The following is a 17,162-nucleotide window of genomic DNA, read 5'->3' as shown; positions in this document are numbered from 1 at the left end:
CGCACGCGAGGGTGACGACGGCCGTTGCCGGCGTGCAAGCGGGCGGGGGATCCGGGCTAGGGAGTGGTCGGGGCGGTCGGCCCGGTGGGGCCGGATCCGTAGTCCTGGCCGGCGACCAGCTCGTCGTACAGGCCGGTCTGGCGAAGCTGAGCGGCGACCATGCCTGTGGCGTTGCGCACGGCGAACCCCAGACGGCGCCGGTGGGCCACGTTACGGCCGGCGGCCAGCGCCCCGATGCCGGTGGAGTCGATGAACGTCACGTGCAGCAGGTCGACCATGATCCTCGTCGGCATCAGCCGGGTGGCGGTATCGACGAGGATGTCACGCAGCCGGGTGGAGGACTGGACGTCGACCTCGCCACGGACTTCGACCAATACGCTGCCGTCAGGAGCACGGCGGGTGTAGATCATCGCGTCTGCCATGCGCTGTATTCGTCATCCTCCGTACGCGCCGTCCCAGCGCCTCCACCGTACGCCCTAGGTGGGAAATCCGACGAACGGGTGGAGCAGTGACACGTACGGGTGTATCAGTGCCGATGCGGGCGGGCCGAGCGTCGGCGGTGGGGGGTCGCGGCCGGGCAACGCTGTGGCCACCGTCACGATGTGACACATACAAGATTCTCGACGCCACATCGAAGATAAGAGTTCACGGCGCGGCCTCCGGCCGCCGGGACCGCCACATTGCCCGACCACCCTGCCCAACCCGAGACAAGGAGCTGCTTCGATGACCATCGGGCGTCACCGCCGGCCGGCGCCACCGCTGGACCTGGCCCTGACCGAGACCGCGGACACGGAACTCACGCTGACCGCGCACGGCCGTCTCGACGCGGACACGGTCGACGACCTCACCGAGGCGTTCCAGGTCGTCCTCACCCAACCCGGACTCACCCGAGTCCTCCTTGATTTCGGCGCTCTGACCTCCGTCGACTCCTCCGGCGTCGCCGCGCTCGCCGCCGCCCCCGAACAGGCCCAGCGGCACGGCGTCGCTGTGACGATCGTCAGCTGCGGCGCCGAGGTGCGGCGCGCGCTCGAGCTCAGCGGCGTCTACGAACACCTGACGCAGGCACCGACCGGCGCGCCGCACCCCCGCCTGCCCGGCCCTCGCCGAAGCGACGATGCGGAAGCCCTCACCCCGGTGACGAACCCACCCGCCTGACCCGCTCCGGGCCGCGGCGCGACACCGGTACCGGCCGGGGCACCCGTGAGCGGCGCCCCGGCCACCGACGGGCCAGTGACCCGCCTCACCCTTCGGCACCGGTGGTCCCCCAACCGGCCGACCGGATACACACGGGCGATTCGTCCTATGACGGGCCGCCGCCGTACCGTTTGTTTCACGACATCGATGTCGAGCGGAGAGTCGAGAAGCAGCGTGGCGGGCACATTGATCAACACTCGCCGGACCGGCGATGGCACTGCTGTGGTCGAAATTCACGGCGAGGTCGACATCAGCTGTGCCCCCGAGCTCTGGCAGATCCTGGTCGACGTCGCCGAGACGCGCCCGACCCAGGTCATGGTGGAGCTGCGGCACCTCACGTTCATCGACTCCACCGGCATCGGCGCACTGGTGGCCGGCCGCAACACGGCCCGATCCCTCGGCATCGGCTTCAGGGTGCGCAACCCGAGCCCGTTCATCACGACCCAGCTACACCAGACCGGCCTCTACAGCACCCTGGTGGAAGGCGACTGACTGCCCAGCGGTGTGGTAGCTCAGCTCACCGGCCCGAATGGGAGCTTCCAGCCGGTTTTCCGGCGGCGCGAGCGGGCAGGTCCATCGGCTGTCGTACGCGCACGACGGGTTGTACAGATAGTTGAAGTCCAGCCGTACCCGCCCGCCGTCCAGCAGCACGACGCCTCTGCCGTGCGTACCCTTCACGGTGTCGGTGAGATACCTGCCGCCGCCGTACGTCTCGCGTCCGCTCGTGCCGTCGCGTACCGGTAGGAACAGCCCGCCTCCGTACGCGGCGATCCACCACAGCGAGAGTGGGCCCCATGCGGTGTCGAGTACGCCGACCCGCTCGTAGCGCACCACCCCGTCCGGTCCGCCGGTGTCGAGGTCCAGCCGTCCCGGCTTCTCGCGCAGCGCGACCTCCACGACAGCCTCGTCCGAAGGCGGGAAGTACCGCACCCCGGAGAACGTCGCCCGCTCGGCGGGCGGGATGGGCGACTGCGGGTGGGTGGTGAACAGACGGTCGCGACCGGCGCGGAACTCGGTCAGCCCACCCGGCGACAGGTACAGCCGCGCGACCGCTTCGCGGTAGTCGGCAAGTTCGAGCGCGTCCATCCGCCCACGCTATCCGGGCCGACCACCGAGGCGGTCCGCACCGCCGAGCCGCTCGACCGGTACACCAACAGCGACAGGGCCGCGCTGGGAGAATCGCGTCATGAACCGGACGACTGTCGTGAACCTGAAGGGTCACCTCGGCGATCCCGACTACGCCGACGTGGTGTACGTGGGGCGGACCATGCGCCGCGGCGGCTGGAACCTGGACGGCTCGCCGCTGGCCAGCCCGTTCCGCCCCGGCCGCGACGGCACCCGGGAGCAGGTGCTCGAGGCGTACCGCGGGTGGCTGCTCGACCGGCCCGACCTGCTGGCCCTGCTCCCGGACCTGCGCGGCCGGCGACTGGGCTGCTGGTGCGTACCCGAGCCGTGCCACGCGGAGGTCATCGCCGAACTCGCCGACGCCGAACTCGTCGACGCCGCACCCGAGGACGCCGCCCGGTAGGTCGATCAGGCCCGCTTGCGCGCCTGCAGGGTGAAGGTCTGCGCCAGCCGCCAGGGACTGTCCCGCAGGCGCCACTCGCCGTGCTCGTCGCGAACCGTCCAGCCGGGCATCGCGTCCCACGGGGCGCTGTCGTGCTCCTCGAGCATGGTGAGCTCGAGGCCGGCGTCGAGCAACGCGGTGACGATCTCGCCGAGGCCGTGGTTCCAGCTGTGCGTCACCGTGTGCGTGAACGTCACGTCGGTCTCGACGTACGTGCCGTCCTGGTCCCACACGAGCGGCTCCGGGCGCTCGAAGTACGGGTACTCCACGACCAGCAGGCCGTCGTCGCGGGCGTCGGCGAGCGTACCCAGCATCGGATGCCCGTCGCGGAGAAACAGCCGGCCGCCGGGCCGCAGCAGCGCGCTGACCACCTGCGCCCAGCGCCGGATGTCCGGCAGCCAGCACAGCGCGCCCACCCCGGTGTAGACGAGGTCGAAGCCGCCCGGCTCGAGGACACCGGGCGCGTCGTACACGTCCGACTCGACGAAGTCGACCTCGGCGTCGACCTTGGTCGCCAGGCTTCGGGCCTGCGCCAGGGACGCGCCGGAGAAGTCGAGGCCGGTGATCCGGGCGCCGAGGCGGTCCAGCGAGATCGTGTCGGTGCCGATGTGGCACTGCAGGTGTACGGCTCGCAGACCGGTGAGGTCACCGAGCCGCGGCGCGTCGAAGCGCACCACGTCGCTGAGGAACGCCGGGTCGTCGACGAAACGGGCGAAGGCGTAGTCGGGCGAGGCCGCGTGCGCGGGCGCCCGCTCGTCCCAGGTGGCGCGGTTGACCGTACGGTAGTCCGTCACCGCCAGACCGTGGCACACCCATTTTGGCTGAGCAACCAGATTTGACCCGGCGCGGCGCGAGCCGCGGAACTCCCGTTCCTCGTCGCACCGACTGGGCAGGTGTGGCCGGTATGGGTAACGCTGATCTGGCCCTGCTGGCGCTGATGGTGGCGGTCGCGGGCCTGGGCGTGCTGGCCCGCCGGATCGGCCTCCCGTACTCCATCCTGCTGGTGCTCGGCGGTCTGATGCTCGGCTTCGTACCGGGGATGCCGCCGGTACAGATGCCGCCCGACCTGGTACTTCTGCTCTTTCTGCCGCCGCTGTTGTACTCGGCGGGTTTCCTGTCCTCGCCGCACGACCTGCGCGCCGAAGCGATCCCGATCACGCGGTTGGCGGTCGGTTTGACCCTGGCCACCATGGGCGCGGTCGCAGTGACCGCGCACGCGCTCGTACCCGACATGCCCTGGCCGGTGGCCTTGACGTTGGGGGCGATCGTCTCCCCGACCGACCCGCTCGCCGCGACGGCCATCGCCCGTCGGCTCGGGGCGCCGCGCCGCGTCGTCACGGTGATCGAGGGCGAGGGCCTGGCCAACGACGCGACCGCGCTGGTCGCGTACCGCATCGCCGTGGGCGTCGCCCTCGGCGCCACCGTGACGGCATGGCAGGTCGTCACCGAGTTCGTGCTCGGCTTCGCCGGCGGCGTGGTGATCGGCCTCGTCGTCGGCTGGCTGGCCAAACAGGTACGCCGCCGCGTCGACGACCCACTCGTCGAAACCTCACTGGCGCTGGCCACCGCGTACGCCGCCTATCTGCCCGCCCAGTGGCTGGGTGTCTCCGGGGTGCTCGCCGCCGTGACCGCCGGCCTCTACGTCGGCTGGCATGCCCCGACCGTCATGTCCCCGTCCACCCGGCTGATCGGGATGGCGTTCTGGGAGGTACTCGACTACCTGCTCAACGCCGTTCTGTTCATTCTCGTCGGGCTCCAACTCCACCCCATCCTGACCGGGGTGGCCCGGCGGCCGGCCACCAAGCTGCTCGGCTTGGCGCTGCTGGTCTCCGCGGTCGTGATCGCGGTACGAGTCGCCTGGCACTTCACGGTTCCGTACCTTTCAAGCGCGCTCGTCCCGCGCCGGCTCCGCGGTGGCCCGGGTCTCGACGCGAGACAGCGGCTGGTCGTCGCCTGGAGCGGGATGCGGGGGGCCGTCTCCCTCACCGTGGCGCTGGCGCTGCCCACCGGCACGGAGACGGGAAGGCCGTTCCCCGAGCGGGACCTCATCGTCTTCGTGACCTACGTCGTGATCTTCACGACGCTGGTACTGCCCGGGGTGACGCTGCCCGTGCTGATCCGCCGCCTCGGGGTGCGGGACGAGGGCGCGGCGGCGCGCGAGGAGACGCTGGCCCGGCTCGCCGCCACCGACGCGGCACTGACCCGGCTGGACGAACTGCTCACCGAGGCTCGTTCCCGCGACGAAGGTACCGCCCAGCGGCTGAGGCGCCTGCTCCAGTTGCGGCGTGGGCGACTCGCGGCACAGGTCGGCATGATCAACGACACCGACGTCGAGTGCCGTTCGCTCGCGTACCGGCAGCTGGTGGGCGAACTGATCGAGGCGCAGCGCCGTACCATCGTCGATCTCCGCGACCGGGGACAGATCAGCACCGACGTCCTGAATCGCGTCCAGCGCGACCTCGACCTGGAGGAGTCCCGCCTGGAGATCTGAGGCCGTCATGCCGCCCGGGTTCGCCGGCGGTGCGGCACGTCTCCCTCCGGCGGCTCATCACCCTGACTGCGCCGCGTCCACCACTTCCTGCCACGCCCGGGACGTTGTAACGATCAAGAAACTTACAGGTCGACGACGAGGATGCGGCCCTGCAGACCGGTGGTCATCTCGTAGTTGCGCAGCCGGATCAGCAGTCGCTCGGTGATGACCTGGCCCCGTGCCACCAGCAGCATCCCCTTGGCGCTGTACACGTCGCCGGCCAGTTCGTGGCCGATGGTCAGGTCGTCGATCGTGACCTCACGTACCGCTTCATTGGGCAGGCGCAGGCCACCCACCTCGGCTATGACGCGCAGCGTCTCCCGGTCGTGGATCTTCCGCGACGACAGGGTGGCCACCGCGAGGTCCGGCGGCATGCCGCGCCACACGAGCGCGTCGTACTCGCGTACCGCCTGTAAGAGCCGAGCGCCCTCCGGGGCGTCCTCGGGCAGCGGCGTCATGGGGTTGCGGTCGGTCGGCAGCTGATGACGCACGATCTCGCGTACCGCCTCCAGCCGTGGGATCCGCGCCAGCACACTGTCGGCGAGATGAGGCAGCCTCGCCAGCATCTCGGCCTCGGCGTCGCTCTTGGGTGTCCCGCCCTCCAGTACCGGGATCGCGGTGGGCGGGAGCGTGATGGCCCCGATCTCGCCCATCTGGGCGGCCATCTCGATCTGCCACGCGTCGGCAACGCCCAGCTTGGCGCAGAGCCGCTCGACCAGGCGGTGCAGCCGTCCGGCCCGGCTGAACAGCGCGGGCTGCGCCATTCCCAGGGTGTCCATGAGCGCGTCCACGCAGCCCTTGAGCGTCGCCTCGAGCAGTTCCCGCTCGGCGCGTACGAGCCGGTGCTGCTCGGTGGCTGCGGCGACGGTGGCCTTGAGGTCGTCGGGTGGGCACGGCTTGAGCATGAACCGGAAGACGTTGCCCTGGTTGATCGCCGCGACGGCGCTATGGAGGTCGGCGTCTCCGGTCAGCAGCACCCGCGTGGTGTCGGGTGAGATACGCCGGGCCTGCTCCAGGACCGCGACGCCGTTCATCTGCGGCATCCGCATGTCCGACACGACCACCGCGACCGAGCCGTCTTCGTCGGCACCGAGCAGGTCGAGAGCCTCCTGCGGCTGCGTCGTGGTCACGACGTCGTAGTTGACGCGCAGGTACCGCCGCAGTCCGTCCAGGACGTACGCCTCGTCGTCCAGACACAGAATTCGGGGCCTGTCCGCCATGGACGCTTCCTGTCTCGCTGAGCCGCGCGCCTCATGCACTGCGGATTGCCCATTTCATCGGACAGGGCACAGCGGTCCTTAGTGTCTTGGGACACCTATCCCGGCGCTGCCACCGGCGTCCGGTCCGCGCCGGACACGGGTCGGCCGGCGTGCCGCAGGGTGAGCGTGAAGACGGAACCGACGTTCAGCGTCGACGTGACGGCGATGTCGCCGCCCATGGCCTGCGCCAGCCGGCGTGCGATGAACAGACCCAGCCCGGTACCGCTGGTGCTCATCGTCATCGGGTCTTCGACCCGGTGGAACTTCTCGAACACCTTCTCCAACTGGTCGGCCGGAATGCCACGGCCGTGGTCGGACACGTCGACGTGCACGCGGTCGGCGTCGACGCGCAGGCGTACCCGTACGTCCTCGGTGGACGGCGAGTACTTGAGCGCGTTGCCGATGAGGTTGGTCAGGACCTGGAGCGTCCGACCCTCGTCGCAGACGACGGGTACGGGGTGGCCGGGAACGTCGATCTTGATTCGGCTCGTGTCGAGGTCGTCGGCGACCTGGCGGACAATCGCGGTGAGGTCGTGCGTTCCGACGGACACATGCAGGCCCAGGTCGTCGTCGGCGTCACCGATCCGGGAGGCGAGCAGCAGGTCCTCGACGAGCCGCGACATGTGCGCCGCCCGGTCGGCGATGAGGTCCAGGCAGTCCTGGCGCTTCTGGGCCGGCATCCGGTCGCCGCGCGTACGCAGGAGGCCGAGGTAGCCGATGATCGGGGTCAGCGGTGTGCGCAGTTCGTGGGAGACCGTGGCGATGAAGTCGGCCTTGAGCCGCTCGGTGCGATGCTCGCGGGTCAGGTCGTGGACGACGACGACGTCGCGGACGAGACTCCCGCCGGCGAAGAGGGCCGAGTGGGCGAGCCGCAGCCGGCGCGGCTCCCCGTCGGGTCGCCGGATGGTGAGTTCGACCGCCGACGTGGGCTGGTCGGCCGTCACAGGCAGTAGGAGCCGACGTTGCTCCGGATCGGGTACGTCGAGGAGGTCGGCGAGCCGACGGCCGGCCGCGTCCACGGCCGGCACGCCGGCGAGCTCGGCGATCGCGCGGCTCCACATCTGTACCAGGCCATCGCCGTCGACGATGAGGATGCCCTCGGTGGACTGCTCCACGATCGCCTGCAGCTTGCTGGTCTCCTCGACGAGCCGGTCGAGGTGCTCGGCGCCGCGCATGGCCGCGGCCAGGGCATTGGCCAGTGGCGTCAGCACCGTGAGGTCGCGGGTTGACAGCCGCCCGTGGCGGCGCCCGCGGATGGCCAGAACCATGATCCCGAACCGGCGGCCGCCGCTCTCCAACGGTACGACCAGCATCCGCCGCAGATCCTGCGGCAGATCTTCGCCGGCGAGCATCGGGCGATCGGTACCGCGGAGGTCGGCCAGATAATCGGGGACCGGGTCGACGGACAGCTCGCCGGACGCCACCGCGTCCACCGACAGGGCCAGGTCGGCGCCGTCCAGCACGACCACGGCGAGGTCGGCGTCGAAGGCCTCACGGGCGAGGCGGAGGAATCGCCGTACCACGTCGTCCCGCTCGGCGAGGGCGTTCGAGAGCTGGAGCAGGTACACCGACCGGGCCCGCTCGTCGGCCTCCTGGGCCGCCGCCCGGTAGGCGTAGGTGATGGCGAGCGCGGGCATCGCCATGAACGGCAGCAGCAGCGGCGCGTGCAGGCCGATCGCGGCGGTGGTGAGCCCGGTGGCGACGGTACCGACCGCCATGTACGCGGAGAGTCGCGCCTCTGAACGGATGACACTCCAGGGCGACGTGCTGTTGACGACGCCGATGATCTGGGCCAGGCAGCACAGGTTGACGGCGGTGAAGACGACGGTACCCAGCAGTACGCCGACGAGTACGCCGATCGTGAGGGCACCTGGAGTGCCGCCGACGAGGTGGACGACTCCGATCAGCGGCGACACGGCCGCCAGGTACATGCCGAGGTTGAACGCGGTCTTCACCGGCGGCCTCCGCTGGAGGACGCTCGCGGCGACGAGGCCGAGCCCGGCCGCGGCCATGGCCTGCTGGGGCGGCAGCAGCAGGACGTCGATGATGACGGCCGCCTCGTAGAGGGTGAGCTCCTCGACGGCGTCGCCGTGGCGCAGCCGGACGGTCGCCAGCTCGGCCAGGCAGGTCAGCACGGCCAGGCCCGGCAGCAGCCAGGCGCCGGACGGCCCGACGCCGTGCAGGACGCTGCCGTGGTCGCGCAGCAGGACGACCACGGCGGTGGTGAGAGCGGCGCCGAGCAGGCCGACGGCCACGACCCGGCGCAGGATCGGATCCCGGAACCGGGCGCGCAGGGCGCCGGCCGCCCGGGTGACACCCGGGCGGCCGGCACTCGACACGTCGCTGCTCACGCCTCAGGCAGCCAGGCCCACGCTCGGGCCCCCCAGATGTCAGACGCCCAGGCACGAGCAGCCCAGGCCCGAGCGGCCCAGTCCTCAGACGCCCAGGCACGAGCGGCCCAGTCGACATCGGCCCAGGCACGGGCAGCCCACGCCCGAGCGGCCCAGTCGTCGGACGCCCAGGCCCGAGCGGCCCAGTCGTCGGACGCCCACGCACGCGCCGCCCACGCCCGAGCAGCCCACGCCCGCGCCGCCCACTCGTCGCCGGCGCCGGCCCAGGCCCGAGCCGCCCACGCCCGCGCCGCCCAGGCCCGAGCCGCCGGGTCCAGCTGCGCCCAGGCACGGGCCGCCCAGTCCCGGGAGGCGGGGCTCAGCGCCTTCCACGCGGCCTCGGCGGCGACGCCGTCGCCGTCCAGGACGGCCTTCTCGAACGCCGCCCAGCGCTTGGCGTCCCGGCCGACGACCTGGTTGTCCTTGTCGGACTGCGACTGGGACGGCTTGCTACGCCAATCCGGCGCAGCCGCGAGGACGCGTGCCGCGTCGAGGCCGCCCGCTCCGGCACCGGCCGCCCGGGTGAGGCCCGCAGCGGTGTAGGCGGTACCGGTGAACAGGCTCTTCACCGAGTCCGGCCGGAGCTTCGGCGCCACCGCGAGCGCGTCGGCGACGATGCCCGCGGTCACCGCGGTGGCCATCGAGGTACCCGAACCGCGAAAGTAGTCACTGCCGATCCGCGCCTGCGGATTCGACGTGTCCACGACGCTTCCCGGCGACCGCAGGCTGACGACGTGACCGCCCGGGGCGACAAGGTCCGGCTTGGCGTCTCCCTGCCACGTCGGTCCCCGACCCGACCACGTGCCGACCGTGTCGTCACCTCGGCCGGCGGTACCCGACTCGTCGAGGCCACCCGCGGTGAGCAGCACCGGGTCGTTACCCGGCGACGTCACCGTGCCCGCTCCCGGCCCGTCGTTGCCCGACGGCACGACGACCGTCACGCCCCGGTGCCACAGCGACTCCAGCGCCTGGGTCAGCGGGTCGATCTGGTACGGCAACGGGCTGCCCGACGACAGCGACAGGTTGAGCACCTGTACGTCACGCGCGTGCTCGCTGACCCACTGCAGGCCACGCAGCACGGTGATGAGGTCGGTGCGGCCCTGCGCGTCGGCGACCTTGACGTCGACCAGCTTCGCCCCCGGCGCCACGCCCTGGTAGGCGCCACCCGAGGCGGCGCCGGACCCGGCGATCAGACCGGCCATGAAGGTGCCGTGACCGAACCCGTCACCACGGCCGGTACCGGTCACGTCGACCCGGTCCGACACCTTCCCCGCCAGATCCGGCACGTCGGCGACGCCCGTGTCGACCACGGCGACGGTGATGCCACGGCCTTCGTCGCCGTTCTCAGGCAGGCCCAGCGTCTTGCGGACGGTGGAAGAGGAGCCGGCGCCGGCCGGTACGGTCGCGGCCGCGACCCGCAGCTCACGCTGCGGCGCCACCAGCCACTGCGGGTCAAGCGCGGCGCCTCGCGGCAACTGCGCCGCAACGCCGTGCACCAGGGGCAGGGACGCCAGGATGCGACCGCCCACCGCCGACACGGCCTGGGCGGCGCCGTCGGCGCTCGAACCGGTCACGACGACGTCCTGCCAGCCGGGCGCGGCCCCGCTCGGGCTCGTTCCGGCGGACGCGGGCGCCGCGGTGACCGCGATCGCCGCGGCGGCCGTAGCGGCCAGCACGGTCCGTCGCAGTCGCGGCGGGGCCTTCCCCACCCTCGCCGATGTCAATCCAAGTCCCATTACTGGAACTCACCTCCCCTATGACAGCGGAATCCACGACTCGGACTCCACCCCGGCCATCGGCGGCGACGGGCCGCTCATTAGGGGAAAACGGAAGGCAGCCAGCGGAACCGGCCGTCGGCGCGGCGTACGCATACCGGCGAGGCGGTGGCCTCCCACCGCCGCCGGTATGACGTTCCCTAGACCGCGGTGGCGGTGCGGAGCCCGCGGACACCGGGCGTCAACGCGGTGCCGGCGGTGGTCACGGCCACCAGCGCGGCCGCGGTCAGCAGCGGTACCGCGTTCCCGAAGGCCGTGGCGGCGGGCGCCGCGACGGCATAGCCGAGCGGCATCGCCGCGAGCGAGACGAGGATGTCGTACGCGGTGACCCGGGCGAGCTTGTCGGTCGGTACCTGCTGCTGGACCGCGGTGTGCCACACCGGGACGAGGAAGCCCAGCCCGGCCAGGGCGATCCCGTACGCCGCGATCGCCACCGGTGCGGGTACGGACAGCGCGAGCAGCGCCAGCGGGACGGCGAACAGCGACAGGCTGAGGTTGGCCGCCAGCACCGGCCGGCTCACCCGGATCCCGAGTCGTCCGCCCGCGCCCAGCCGGGTGGCCAGCAGCGAGCCGGCGAGCAGGCCGACGGCCCCGGCCTGGAGGAAGGCCACCCAGACGATCTCGCCGCCGAGGTGGCGGACCGCGATCAGCGGGCCCAGAGTCTGCAGGACGGCCATGGCCATGTTCCAGGTGGCATGACCGATGAGGCTGATCCAGAACCAGTCGTGGCGACGCACCTCGCTCCAGCCCTCGACGAGATCGCGGTGTAGCGGGCGGCGCTGAACCGAAGGCGTCGCGGCGGGAAGTCGCACCAGCGCGAGAACCACGGTGCTGACGGCGAACGTCGCGGCGTCCGCCGCGAACGCCCACCCCGGCCCGGCGGTGAGGACGAGGCCGCCACCCAGCGCCGGACCGAGTACGCGGGCCACGCTGTTGGACACGCCGAGCAGGGCGTTGGCCCGTGGACGGGTCGGGGCGTCGACCGCCGCGGCGATCATCGGGGAGCCGGTGGGCAGCGCGAAGGCCGAGGCCGCTCCGCTGACCGCCGCGGCCACGGCGAGGTCGGTCAGGCGGAACCGGCCGTCGATCAGTTCGATCGCGACCGTCGCCTGCGCCACGCAGCGCACGACGTCGGCCGCGATCGCTACCCGCCGCGGCTGCCAGCGATCCGCGACCGCGCCGCCCAGCGGCAGCAGTACCAGTCGCGGCACGGTGGCGCAGGCCAGTACGAGCGCGAGCGCGCTCGCGGAGCCGGTGGCCCGCACGATCGCCAGGGTCAGCGCGGCGGGTACGACGTAGTCACCGAGCGCAGACAGCGTGTGGCCGAGCCAGATGAGCCGGAAGTTGGCACCCATCCGGCGATGATATTTCGGTATCGAAATATTCGTCAAAGGAATATCAAGTACGGAAGGTACGCTGTCCGCGTGGAGAATGGCGCGCGGGATTCCGTGGACCGGCACATCGAACGGTGGAGCGCGGTGCTGCCCGCCCTCGACCCGTGCGTCGAGGGTGCGGTCACCCGGATGTCCTTCCTGGTGAAGCACCTCAAGCGCGTCCGTCAGACGTTGCTGGCCGAACACGGGCTGCAGAACTTCGAGTTCGAGACGTTGCACGCGCTCGCCGGCCGCGGTGACCCGTACCGCGCCGGACCCACCGAACTGGCCGAGGAGACCCGGACCTCGCCTGCCGCCATGACCGGCCGCCTCGACGCGCTGGAACAGCGCGGCTTCGTCCGCCGCACCCCGTCGCCCACCGACCGGCGCAAGGTCGTGGTCGAGCTGACCGACGCCGGCCGGCAGGCATGGCTCGCCGCGATGAGCGAGGAGGGTACCGAGGAGCAACGCCTCATGGGCGTCCTGACCCGCCGGGAGCAGCAGCAGCTTGCCGACCTCCTGCGCCGGATGCTGCTGGCCGCCGAGAACGGCTGACGGCAGGGTCAGCCGTTCTCGCCCACGGGCTGCGTGGCCGGGTGACCTCAGCCGCCCTGGCCGGCGGGCTCCGGCTGGGGCAGGGTCGCGCCGGTCTCCAGCAGCGTCTTGAGGTTGGACAGGATCGCCGGCCACCCCTGGCCGACCATCTCCCGCACGGTGCTGTCGGCGTCGAAGTCGCCGTGCACGACGGTCAGCTTCACCAGCGGCCCGACCGGCTCGAGCTCGAAGGTCACCTTCGACCGGCGCTCGCCGGCAATCTTGGCGAAGACCTCGTCGCCCACGCCGGAAGCCTCGGCCCACTCGGGGGTGAGGCTGTGCCAGGTGTAGGCCAGCCGACGGTGGGGCTCGGACTCGACGACGACCTGTTCGGGATCGGCCAGGTTCATTCCGCCCATCTCCCAGGCCATCGGCGATCCCGCGCGCCAGTCCGTATCGAAGGCGAGCCCCCAGTACCGGCGGGTGAAGGCGGGATCGGTCAACGCCTGCCAGAGCCGCTCCGGCGTGGTGTTGATGTACGTCGTGTACACGAACTCGTGGTTGCCCATCGGCTTCTCCTCCAGTGCTCTCTTCAGGTCGGCGAGCGCGCTGACCCGCTCGCGGTCGTACCGGTTGATCCAGCGCTCGGCGATGGCGTTGATCGGCTCGGCGTTGAGGTAGTGCAACTTCTCCCGGCCGCGCCACACGGTGGTCACCAGATTGGCCGCCTCCAGGACCGCCAGGTGCTTGCTGACCGACTGCCGCGCCATGTCCAGGCCGGCGCAGAGTTCGCGGAGGCTCTGCCCGTTGCGGGCGTTCAGACTGTCGAGCAGCCGGCGTCGGCTGGTATCGGCCAACGCCTTGAACACCTCGTCCATCCCGCGTCACCTCGAACATGCAGCCGGTTAGCTGCCTAAACTTAGGCAGCCGAACGGCTGCATGTCAACCCTGCCGAACGGTCGGCGGCGGGATCGCGCGCTGTCGGCTTCGCGCCACTGGACGATCGGCAACCCGACAGGTCAGCCCGGCGCGGGTGTGCAGTCTCAAAGTCATGACCCGTCTCCTCCCCCCGGGAGACGACGTGAGGAGTGCAGATGTCGGCGTACCACGCTCAGCTCCTGCTCGGCGGCACCCTGCTGTTCGTCTACCTGATCGTCATGTTCCTGGTGACGAGCTCCTACATCCGGCTGGCCAATCTTCGATGGCTGCGGGCGCACCAGGCCGCCTTTCGCGGACGCGCCGAGGTACAGCTACCGCAGATCGCCTCATCGGTTCGCGCCCGCCGGTGGACGCGCCCGAACGCACGGCCCTCGGCGCCCGACTCCCCCGTCGACGCAGACGCGCTCGCCAAGGCCATCGACCGCCTGGTGCCGGACTTCCACAACCTGAACGACGGCCCGGAGCGCGGGCGGAGCCTGCGCAACTGGATCGGTTCGTCGGAGATTGCCCAGTGGGTACGGCTGCACGAGGCGCAGCGCCTCGAGGTGTGGCGGCTGCCGGACGCCGCGGTCCAGGCCCGGTTCGCCCGCGCCATGGGCCAGATCGACGAGCTGCCGCCGGTCAGACAGAACGCGTGGCAGCGCCGTTGGGCGGAGCTACAGGAGGCGTCCCGCCGGGTGGAGGGCGCCGAGGCGGCGGCTCACACCCGGTGGCGGGCGGAGCTGTCGCAGTTGCTCGCGGAACTCTTCAACGCCCGCGACGCCACCTACAACCAGCTCGTCAGCCTCTACGGAAAGGCCGGCTGGCTGGTGCTCGCCGCGTACCTTCCGGTCATCGCGCTTCTCGTCGCCGGGTACGGCTACGTGCTGATCGCCGGCTCGGTGGGCGGCCTGATCAGCCGGGTGCAGCGCGTCGTGTACGGCGCCGGCTGGCCCACGGCGTACGGGATCTCGTGGGTGCCGCTGTTCCTCGCTCCGCTGCTCGGCGCGCTGACGGCGTGGGCCGGGCTGCAGTTCATCGCCACGCTTCAGGCGCTGCACGTGCTCGACCTCTCGTCCCTGATCAGGCCGGAGACGACGTTCCGCGACGCTCCCGCACCGGCCGTCCTGGGACTGGCGGTGCTGCTCGGATTCAGCGAGCGGCTGTTCAACCAGCTCGGCTCGCAGGCGGAGAAGGTCCTCAGCGGCGAGGACGACACCGGTTCGGCCGCCGCGGCCGGCAGCCCGACGTTCTCGTTCGCGGAGCTGGAGCGGCCCGGCGGGGACGCGACGACGCAGCAGCATGCCAGGACGAAACCCAGGCGAACGTGGGTACCGCGCCGCCGGCGCGGGACTCGGTAGGCGCCGTGTACCCCGGTGCGGAGCCCCCGCCGGACGGGCTGGCCCTGGTGCACGAGGAGGGCCGGTCGCTGCGTGCGGCGTGGCACGGCAACGAGCTCCTCCGCTACGTGTACCGGCCCTGGGAGCCGCAGCTCGAGTCGCCCCGCCCGTACCTCCACCCGCTGCGTACCCTCGACGGCGACGTGGTCAGCCTGTACCGGCCGCACGATCACGTGTGGCACAAGGGCATCGCCTGGTCGCTGTCCAATGTGGGCCCCGAGAACTTCTGGGGCGGGGTCAGCTACACCCGCGCCGACGGGTACCGGCAACTGCCCAACAACGGCCGCATGCGGCACGACGGGTTCGACGCGCTCGGCGTCCACGACGGGGTGCTGCGCTTCGACGAGCGGCTGACCTGGGTCACCCAGGCCGGCGCGGCCTGGATCGAGGAGCGGCGACGGGTGGGCGTGGCGGTCCTGCCCGGCGCCGGGGCGTGGCAGCTCGCCTTCCGGACCACCATGCGCAACGTCAGCGGCGCCGCCATCCCGCTCGGCAGCCCGACCACCTCCGGCCGCGACAACGCCGGCTACAGCGGGCTGTTCTGGCGTGGACCACGCTCGTTCACCGGCGGCGCGGTACTCATGCCCGACGGCGAGGGCGGCGACGAGCTGATGGGGGTACGCGGTCCCTGGCTGGCCTTCACCGGCCGGCACGACGGACACGGCCGCAGCTCGACGCTGGTCTTCGTCGACCACCCGGCCAACCTGGAGTACCCGACCCGGTGGTTCGTCCGCAGCCAGCCGTTCGCCTGCGTCTGCCCCGCCCCGTTCTTCAGCCGCGAGTACCCGCTCGCCGACGGCGACGAGCTGACCCTGCGCTACGACGCGTTCGTCGCCGGTGGCGCCCTCGACCGGACCGCCTGCGCCGACCTCGCCGGCCGGGCCGCCGAGCTCCAGCCGGCCCCGGAGTAGTACCCGGTCGCGCCGGTCCGCTCGCGCCGTCTTCACCGCCAAGGACTTCCGGACCCGGGGCGGCTCGGTCGTCGCCGCCGAGATGCTCGTCGTGGTCGCGGACACCGCCGCCGGCTGACCGCGGGTCAGTACACGTCCTGGGGGATGGGCGGCAGCCCGAACCAAGGCGTGATCGTCCGGTACCACTCGCGGGCGGCCATCACCTGGCCCGCCGGGGTGAAGTGGATCCCGCCGCCGTCCACGTACTTCGTGTTGTTGGGGATCTTCGACATGTTGCCCAGTCCGACGATGCGCGGGTGCCTGGGGGCGCCGTTCCCGTCCAGGCACACGTCCCTGATCGCGGCGTTGTTCGCCGGTTCGGAGTTCGCCAGCCACGCGGGCGCGGGTGGGACGCGCGAGATCTCGATCAGCGTCGGCGCCACCACCACGTTGGGGTCGGTCGCGAAGATGTCGTCGAGGATCCTCTGGTACCGCGCCTTGGACTCAGCTCCGGCGGCGTCGTTGGTCATGACGTTGATCAGGATGACGTCCGGCCGGGCGGCCCGCACCACGTTGCGGATGTAGCCGACCACGTCGACGGTGCTCTGGCCGCCGATCGAGGCGTTGCTGCACTCGTACCGCACACCCGCGGCGTCCAGCAGCCGCCCCAGCTCCGTCCAGTACCCCTGGTCGGTGTCGGTGTTGGTGCAGCCCGGCGTCATGCTGTCGCAGCAGCCGAGGATGCGCAGCGGCCGGTCCCTGGGCAGGTGGCGGAGGTCGTTGGGGGTCCAGGCCCTCTGCACCGGCGCCGTTCCCCGGGTCGGGATGGCCCCGTTCCTGGGCACGGTCGGGTTCGCCCGCACCGGGGCCGGGTTCGACGCCGTGGCGCTCGCGCTCGGCCACACGATCCGCGCCGGGGGCGGGACGGTGCCGGCGGCGGCGTCCGAGGGGACAGAGTCGACGACGAGACCGACGGTCACGAGACCGACCAGAGCAGACGCAAGGAAGAGAAGTCTCCGCACGCTAGCGATCTTGCGTGGACGCCGGTCACCGCCGGCATCGTCCACTCCGTCAACGTCTTCGACCCGTCGGTCCTTATCGAATATTCGGGGGTGAATAGCTTAAAACAGCTCGATTGCCGCGAGTTGCTGACCTGCGTCCACCTGATTGGTCGCCGCGGCGTGGCTCCTGCGCTGCCGGTCCATGGCTGATCGAGCCCGCCACGCCTCGTCAGGAAACCATGCCGCTGCCGCATTTTGGGTAACAAAAAAGGCGCCCCTGGGGGCGCCGTTTTTGTTTCCGGGTGCGGATACGCGTCGAGCCCACCCCTGG

The 17,162-nt window shown here is 71.4% G+C and carries 17 protein-coding genes; 7 read left to right on the top strand and 10 right to left on the bottom strand.

Annotated elements, in window-relative coordinates:
• Window positions 1-56: 56 nt before the first annotated feature.
• Window positions 57-422, bottom strand: coding sequence for an STAS domain-containing protein (locus Pme01_RS27095; protein ID WP_168117807.1), 366 nt, complete (start codon window positions 420-422; stop codon window positions 57-59).
• A 301-nt stretch (window positions 423-723) separates the two neighbouring features.
• On the opposite strand from Pme01_RS27095, the gene Pme01_RS27090 reads away from it, so the two are divergent.
• Together Pme01_RS27090 and Pme01_RS27085 are read left to right on the top strand one after the other, a co-directional pair.
• Window positions 724-1,155: an STAS domain-containing protein gene (locus Pme01_RS27090; protein ID WP_168117808.1), complete on the top strand. Its 432-nt coding sequence runs from the start codon at window positions 724-726 to the stop codon at window positions 1,153-1,155.
• A gap of 261 nt (window positions 1,156-1,416) precedes the next feature.
• On the top strand, window positions 1,417-1,686 hold the full coding sequence (locus Pme01_RS27085) for an STAS domain-containing protein (RefSeq protein ID WP_168117809.1): 270 nt from the start codon (window positions 1,417-1,419) through the stop codon (window positions 1,684-1,686).
• Here Pme01_RS27085 and Pme01_RS27080 read toward each other — a convergent pair.
• Window positions 1,642-2,280 (bottom strand): DUF1684 domain-containing protein, encoded by a 639-nt coding sequence (locus Pme01_RS27080; RefSeq protein WP_168117810.1) that lies wholly within the window; start codon window positions 2,278-2,280, stop codon window positions 1,642-1,644. The genes Pme01_RS27085 and Pme01_RS27080 overlap by 45 nt on opposite strands.
• Before the next feature lie 100 nt (window positions 2,281-2,380).
• Here Pme01_RS27080 and Pme01_RS27075 point away from each other — a divergent pair, with 100 nt between their 5' ends.
• Window positions 2,381-2,722, top strand: coding sequence for a DUF4326 domain-containing protein (locus tag Pme01_RS27075; protein ID WP_168117811.1), 342 nt, complete (start codon window positions 2,381-2,383; stop codon window positions 2,720-2,722).
• Between the two features lie 5 nt (window positions 2,723-2,727).
• Here the strand turns inward: Pme01_RS27075 and Pme01_RS27070 are convergent, their stop codons facing one another.
• Complete coding sequence (locus Pme01_RS27070; protein WP_168117812.1) at window positions 2,728-3,555, bottom strand: class I SAM-dependent methyltransferase; 828 nt, start codon at window positions 3,553-3,555, stop codon at window positions 2,728-2,730.
• A 110-nt stretch (window positions 3,556-3,665) separates the two neighbouring features.
• Between Pme01_RS27070 and Pme01_RS27065 the strand changes: the two genes are divergently transcribed.
• Complete coding sequence (locus tag Pme01_RS27065) at window positions 3,666-5,252, top strand: Na+/H+ antiporter (protein WP_168117813.1); 1,587 nt, start codon at window positions 3,666-3,668, stop codon at window positions 5,250-5,252.
• Window positions 5,253-5,374: 122 nt separating this feature from the next.
• On the opposite strand, the gene Pme01_RS27060 is transcribed toward Pme01_RS27065, so the two are convergent.
• The 4 genes from Pme01_RS27060 to Pme01_RS27045 form a co-directional block, all read right to left on the bottom strand.
• Window positions 5,375-6,511 (bottom strand): response regulator, encoded by a 1,137-nt coding sequence (locus Pme01_RS27060; RefSeq protein ID WP_168117814.1) that lies wholly within the window; start codon window positions 6,509-6,511, stop codon window positions 5,375-5,377.
• A 95-nt stretch (window positions 6,512-6,606) separates the two neighbouring features.
• Window positions 6,607-8,901 (bottom strand): ATP-binding protein, encoded by a 2,295-nt coding sequence (locus Pme01_RS27055; RefSeq protein ID WP_168117815.1) that lies wholly within the window; start codon window positions 8,899-8,901, stop codon window positions 6,607-6,609.
• The gene (locus Pme01_RS27050) at window positions 8,898-10,676 is read right to left on the bottom strand and encodes a S8 family peptidase (protein ID WP_168117816.1); all 1,779 of its coding nucleotides are present in this window, start codon (window positions 10,674-10,676) and stop codon (window positions 8,898-8,900) included. The genes Pme01_RS27055 and Pme01_RS27050 overlap by 4 nt, the downstream gene beginning before the upstream one ends.
• Window positions 10,677-10,855: 179 nt before the next feature.
• Window positions 10,856-12,070 (bottom strand): MFS transporter, encoded by a 1,215-nt coding sequence (locus tag Pme01_RS27045; RefSeq protein WP_168117817.1) that lies wholly within the window; start codon window positions 12,068-12,070, stop codon window positions 10,856-10,858.
• Between the two features lie 69 nt (window positions 12,071-12,139).
• Here Pme01_RS27045 and Pme01_RS27040 point away from each other — a divergent pair, with 69 nt between their 5' ends.
• On the top strand, window positions 12,140-12,643 hold the full coding sequence (locus Pme01_RS27040; protein WP_203935898.1) for a MarR family winged helix-turn-helix transcriptional regulator: 504 nt from the start codon (window positions 12,140-12,142) through the stop codon (window positions 12,641-12,643).
• 47 nt (window positions 12,644-12,690) lie between these two features.
• Here the strand turns inward: Pme01_RS27040 and Pme01_RS27035 are convergent, their stop codons facing one another.
• Window positions 12,691-13,500, bottom strand: a complete 810-nt coding sequence (locus Pme01_RS27035) for an ArsR/SmtB family transcription factor (RefSeq protein WP_168117819.1) — start codon at window positions 13,498-13,500, stop codon at window positions 12,691-12,693.
• A 216-nt stretch (window positions 13,501-13,716) separates the two neighbouring features.
• Here Pme01_RS27035 and Pme01_RS27030 point away from each other — a divergent pair, with 216 nt between their 5' ends.
• On the top strand, window positions 13,717-14,901 hold the full coding sequence (locus tag Pme01_RS27030; RefSeq protein WP_168117820.1) for a hypothetical protein: 1,185 nt from the start codon (window positions 13,717-13,719) through the stop codon (window positions 14,899-14,901).
• Window positions 14,868-15,851: a DUF6807 domain-containing protein gene (locus Pme01_RS27025; RefSeq protein ID WP_203935897.1), complete on the top strand. Its 984-nt coding sequence runs from the start codon at window positions 14,868-14,870 to the stop codon at window positions 15,849-15,851. Before Pme01_RS27030 ends, Pme01_RS27025 begins: the two co-directional genes overlap by 34 nt.
• 125 nt (window positions 15,852-15,976) lie before the next feature.
• On the opposite strand, the gene Pme01_RS27020 is transcribed toward Pme01_RS27025, so the two are convergent.
• Together Pme01_RS27020 and Pme01_RS27015 are read right to left on the bottom strand one after the other, a co-directional pair.
• The gene (locus Pme01_RS27020; RefSeq protein WP_168117821.1) at window positions 15,977-16,810 is read right to left on the bottom strand and encodes an SGNH/GDSL hydrolase family protein; all 834 of its coding nucleotides are present in this window, start codon (window positions 16,808-16,810) and stop codon (window positions 15,977-15,979) included.
• Window positions 16,811-16,951: 141 nt separating this feature from the next.
• Window positions 16,952-17,162, bottom strand: a 211-nt coding sequence (locus tag Pme01_RS27015) for a hypothetical protein (RefSeq protein WP_203935896.1), incomplete at its 5' end; no start/stop codon positions are given.

The organism is Planosporangium mesophilum (genome assembly GCF_016863255.1).
Taxonomy (GTDB): Bacteria; Actinomycetota; Actinomycetes; order Mycobacteriales; family Micromonosporaceae; genus Planosporangium; species Planosporangium mesophilum.
This window is presented reverse-complemented; position numbering and strand designations above follow the sequence as displayed.